The organism is Aquabacterium sp. UBA2148 (assembly GCF_002328915.1).
Classification (GTDB): Bacteria; Pseudomonadota; Gammaproteobacteria; order Burkholderiales; family Burkholderiaceae_C; genus Aquabacterium; species Aquabacterium parvum.
Genome location: NZ_DCXA01000115.1, coordinates 3312 through 6936, shown reverse-complemented (window position 1 = coordinate 6936; position 3625 = coordinate 3312). Strand labels below are relative to the sequence as shown.

Genomic DNA, 3625 nt, shown 5'->3' with positions numbered 1-3625 from the left:
AAAAAGTTGGGCCATGGCCCGAGCCTATCTCGAATGCCGCACCGTCGAATGTCAAAGCAGCCCCAGCGGACCCACGAGGCCTGGCCTCAAGGCCGAAGGATGCGATCCTGCAACGCAGCCCAGACAGGCGTGACCTTGCCTGGCAAGTCTGGCAGCGCACCCAAGTCGGTGTGGCTCTCGGAAGGGTCGTGGAAGTCGGAGCCACGTGAAGCCAGCAAATCGAACTCGATGGCCATGTCGGCGTAACGCGCGTACTCGGCCACCGTGTGGCTGCCGGTGACGACCTCGACACCACGTCCACCGTGAGCTTTGAACTCGCTGAACAGGGCGAACTCTTCGTTCGGCGTGAAGTCGTATCGCCCGGGGTGCGCGATGACGGCCACACCCCCAGCTCCGGTGATCCAGCGCACGGCGTCGCTCAGACGCGCCCAGCTGTGCGGCACGAACCCGGGTTTGCCTTCGGCAAGGTAGCGGCGAAACACGTCGTGGGGATCGGCGCAAACGCCGATTTCGACGATGTAGCGAGCGAAATGCGTGCGAGAGATCAAGTCAGGGTTGCCGACGAACTTCAGCGCGCCTTCGAAGGCATTCGGGATGCCGACTTTGGCCAGCTCGGCCCCGATGTCGCGAGCGCGGCGCTCGCGGCCGTTGCGTGTGTCAGCCAGGCCCTGCAGCAGATGCGGGTCATCCGGATCGAACCCCAATCCGACGATGTGCACCGTCTTGCCGGCGAATGTCACCGAGATCTCTGCGCCCGGCAGGTAAGCCATGCCCAGACTCGCCGCAGCAGCGTGCGCTCGGTGCTGACCACCGACCTCATCGTGATCGGTGAGTGACCACAGCGCCACCCCGTTGGCAGCGGCGCGCTCGGCCACCGCCTCCGGGGTCAGGGTGCCGTCGGAAACGTTGGAGTGGCAGTGCAGGTCGGCGTTGATCAAGTGCATGGTTGTCACATGCTAACAATCGGCAGGCAGCCCGACCAACTGAAGGGTCACTGCGGGCGCTCGGAGCCCCAGCGGCTCGCCGAGCGCGCATGGCGGGCTTGCTGAACCGCCAGCGCCTGAAGGCTGCCCAGCGTCAGTTCGCGGATGAGTTGTTCGTTGACGGGTTGGCGATAGCGAAACTTCACGTGGCGCATGCCCTTGCCCGCGCCTTCCAGCTCAGGGAACTCGCTCAGCAGCATGACACCATTGAAGACCTGCAGGTGGGCATTGGCCTTGAACAAGACGAGAGCCAGCACGTTGTCGTGCTCGTTCATGAAACACAGATTGCCCCATTTGACCTCGGGGCGAAGATGAGGCGCAGCGGCCAGGATGGCGCGGTGCATGATCTGGGCGGTCTCGCGCTGCTCGGGCCGCAGGCTGTCGTAGAACGCGTTGACCAGTGCAGGTGATTGAAGGGGTCTGCGCATGGAGGTCGGGGGCCAGGTAGGGGTGCAACTTCAGACACGGGCACCGCCACACCCCCTCCCACGGATCGGGCGCAGGCACCTTGGTGCTTGCGCAGACCAGACGGGGTCACTCTCTGCCGTTTATCGGGCACGCCCCAGCAAAGAGGCTCGCCATTGTTCGCAGTCGGGCGACCACCAGTTTGCAGCAGGCGCCTCGTGTCTGCCCTCATTGTAACGGAGCGTAATGAAACCTGTGCATTGTGGATGCCCGCAGCCCAGGCCTTTTCACGTGACGAAAATCACGCTCCCGTCGCGTTCCCATCAGGTCTTGGGCAAGGTCACGCCACGCTGGCCCTGGTACTTGCCGCCGCGGTCTTTGTAGCTGGTTTCGCAGACCTCGTCGCTTTCGAAGAACAGCACCTGCGCGCAACCCTCGCCTGCGTAGATCTTGGCCGGCAGCGGCGTGGTGTTGCTGAACTCGAGGGTCACGTAGCCCTCCCACTCCGGCTCGAACGGCGTGACATTGACGATGATGCCGCAGCGCGCGTAAGTGCTCTTGCCCAGGCAGATGGTGAGCACGTTGCGCGGGATGCGGAAGTACTCGACGGTGCGCGCCAGCGCGAAGCTGTTGGGCGGGATGATGCAGACGTCGGACTCGATGTCGACGAAGCTCTTTTCGTCGAAGTTCTTGGGGTCGACCACCGTGCTGTGGATGTTGGTGAAGACCTTGAACTCGGGGGCGCAGCGGATGTCGTAGCCGTAGCTGCTCGTGCCGTAGCTGACGATCTTGTGGCCATCGGCGGCGTAGCGAACCTGGCCGGGCTCGAACGGTTCGATCATGCCGTGCTCTTCGGCCATGCGGCGGATCCAGCGGTCGGACTTGATGCTCATGCGGGTGTGCTCCTGTGACGTCGAGCGACATTGTGCTTGATCCGCAGGGCATCCGATGCGATGCACCGACCTGGCACCCGAATTGCATATCCTCAGGCACAAACACAAGCGTCACCCACGATGGTGCACGCGCTAGCTGAGGTAAACATGTCCGACTTCAAGTCATTCCTCAAATCGGGGCATGCCCCGACTTTGTTCGCGTCGTTTCTCTATTTCGGCTTTTCCTGCTGCATCTGGGTGCTCAACGGGGCCATGGCACCGTTCATCACCGAAGACCTGCAGCTTTCGGCCGCCGAAAAGGGCCTGATGCTGTCGATCCCCATCTTCGCGGGCGCGCTCATGCGTTTCCCGCTGGGCATCCTGGCGCAGTACATCGGCCGCAAGTCGGCCACCCTGGTCGAAATGGGCATGATCGTCGTGGCCATGCTGTTCGGCTACTTCTTCGTGCACACCTTCAACGACCTGCTGGCCATGGGCGTGCTGCTGGGCATCGCCGGCGCCAGCTTCGGCGTGGCGCTGTCGCTGGGCTCGGGCTCCTTCCCACCCAAGCACAAGGGCCTGGCCATGGGCCTGGTGGGCGCGGGCAACGTGGGCACGGCGGTGTCGGTGCTGGTGGCGCCGCCGCTGGCTTTGGCCTACGGCTGGCAGACGGTGTACGGCCTGGCCGCCATCGCCATCCTGATCCCGATGATCGTGATGGTTGTCTTCGCGCAGGAGCCGCCTGACCGCGATCAGCACGCCTCGTTCCGCGAGCACATCGCCTGCCTGTTCGAGAAGGACGGTTGGGCCTTCAGCATCATCTATGGCGTGACCTTCGGCGGCTTCATCGGCCTGACCTCGTTCCTGCCCAGCTACTACTACGAGCAGTTCCACGTCAGCAAGGTGCAGGCCGGTCAGCTGACCATGCTGGCGGCCTTCATGGCCGCGGCGCTGCGCATCTTCGGCGGCTGGATCTCCGACCGCTGGGGCGGCGTCAACACGCTGACCGTGGTGATCATCACCGTCGCCATCTCGCTGGTGCTGTGCGGCCTGGCCGACCAGTCGCTGGTGCTGACCACGCTCTTGATGATGGTGTGCTTCGCGGCCCTGGGCACCGGCAATGGCGCGCTGTTCCAGCTGGTGCCGCTGCGCTGGCCCCTGAGCACGGCCGTGGCCGGCTCGATGATCGGTGAGATCGGCGCCCTCGGTGGCGGCCTGGTGCCCAACGCCATGGGCCTGGCCAAGCAACACACCGGCAGCTATTTCCTGGGCTTTGTCGCCATCGCGGTGCTGGCCGTGATGTCTCTGCTGATGATGCGCGTCATGCAGGTCCGCTGGACGCGCACCTGGGCAGAAAAAGGCGGG

At 64.1% G+C, this 3625-nt stretch carries 4 protein-coding genes; 1 reads left to right on the top strand and 3 read right to left on the bottom strand.

Features of this window, described 5'->3' with window-relative positions; genetic code table 11:
• Positions 1-86: 86 nt before the first annotated feature.
• From B2W70_RS06250 to dcd, 3 genes are all read right to left on the bottom strand, one after another.
• On the bottom strand, positions 87-944 hold the full coding sequence (locus B2W70_RS06250) for a 3',5'-nucleoside bisphosphate phosphatase (RefSeq protein ID WP_286743912.1): 858 nt from the start codon (positions 942-944) through the stop codon (positions 87-89).
• A 47-nt stretch (positions 945-991) separates the two neighbouring features.
• Positions 992-1411 (bottom strand): DUF1801 domain-containing protein, encoded by a 420-nt coding sequence (locus B2W70_RS06245; protein WP_058085912.1) that lies wholly within the window; start codon positions 1409-1411, stop codon positions 992-994.
• Positions 1412-1711: 300 nt separating this feature from the next.
• The gene (gene dcd / locus B2W70_RS06240) at positions 1712-2281 is read right to left on the bottom strand and encodes a dCTP deaminase (protein WP_058085911.1); all 570 of its coding nucleotides are present in this window, start codon (positions 2279-2281) and stop codon (positions 1712-1714) included.
• A 147-nt stretch (positions 2282-2428) separates the two neighbouring features.
• Here dcd and B2W70_RS06235 point away from each other — a divergent pair.
• On the top strand, positions 2429-3625 hold a 1197-nt coding region (locus B2W70_RS06235), incomplete at its 3' end, for an MFS transporter (RefSeq protein ID WP_286743910.1).

Coding starts and splice junctions, on each gene's coding strand:
- dcd (WP_058085911.1), bottom strand. CDS start 2,281: ATGAGCATCAAGTCCGACCGCTGGATCCGCCGCATGGCCGAAGAGCAC.
- B2W70_RS06250 (WP_286743912.1), bottom strand. CDS start 944: ATGCACTTGATCAACGCCGACCTGCACTGCCACTCCAACGTTTCCGAC.
- B2W70_RS06245 (WP_058085912.1), bottom strand. CDS start 1,411: ATGCGCAGACCCCTTCAATCACCTGCACTGGTCAACGCGTTCTACGAC.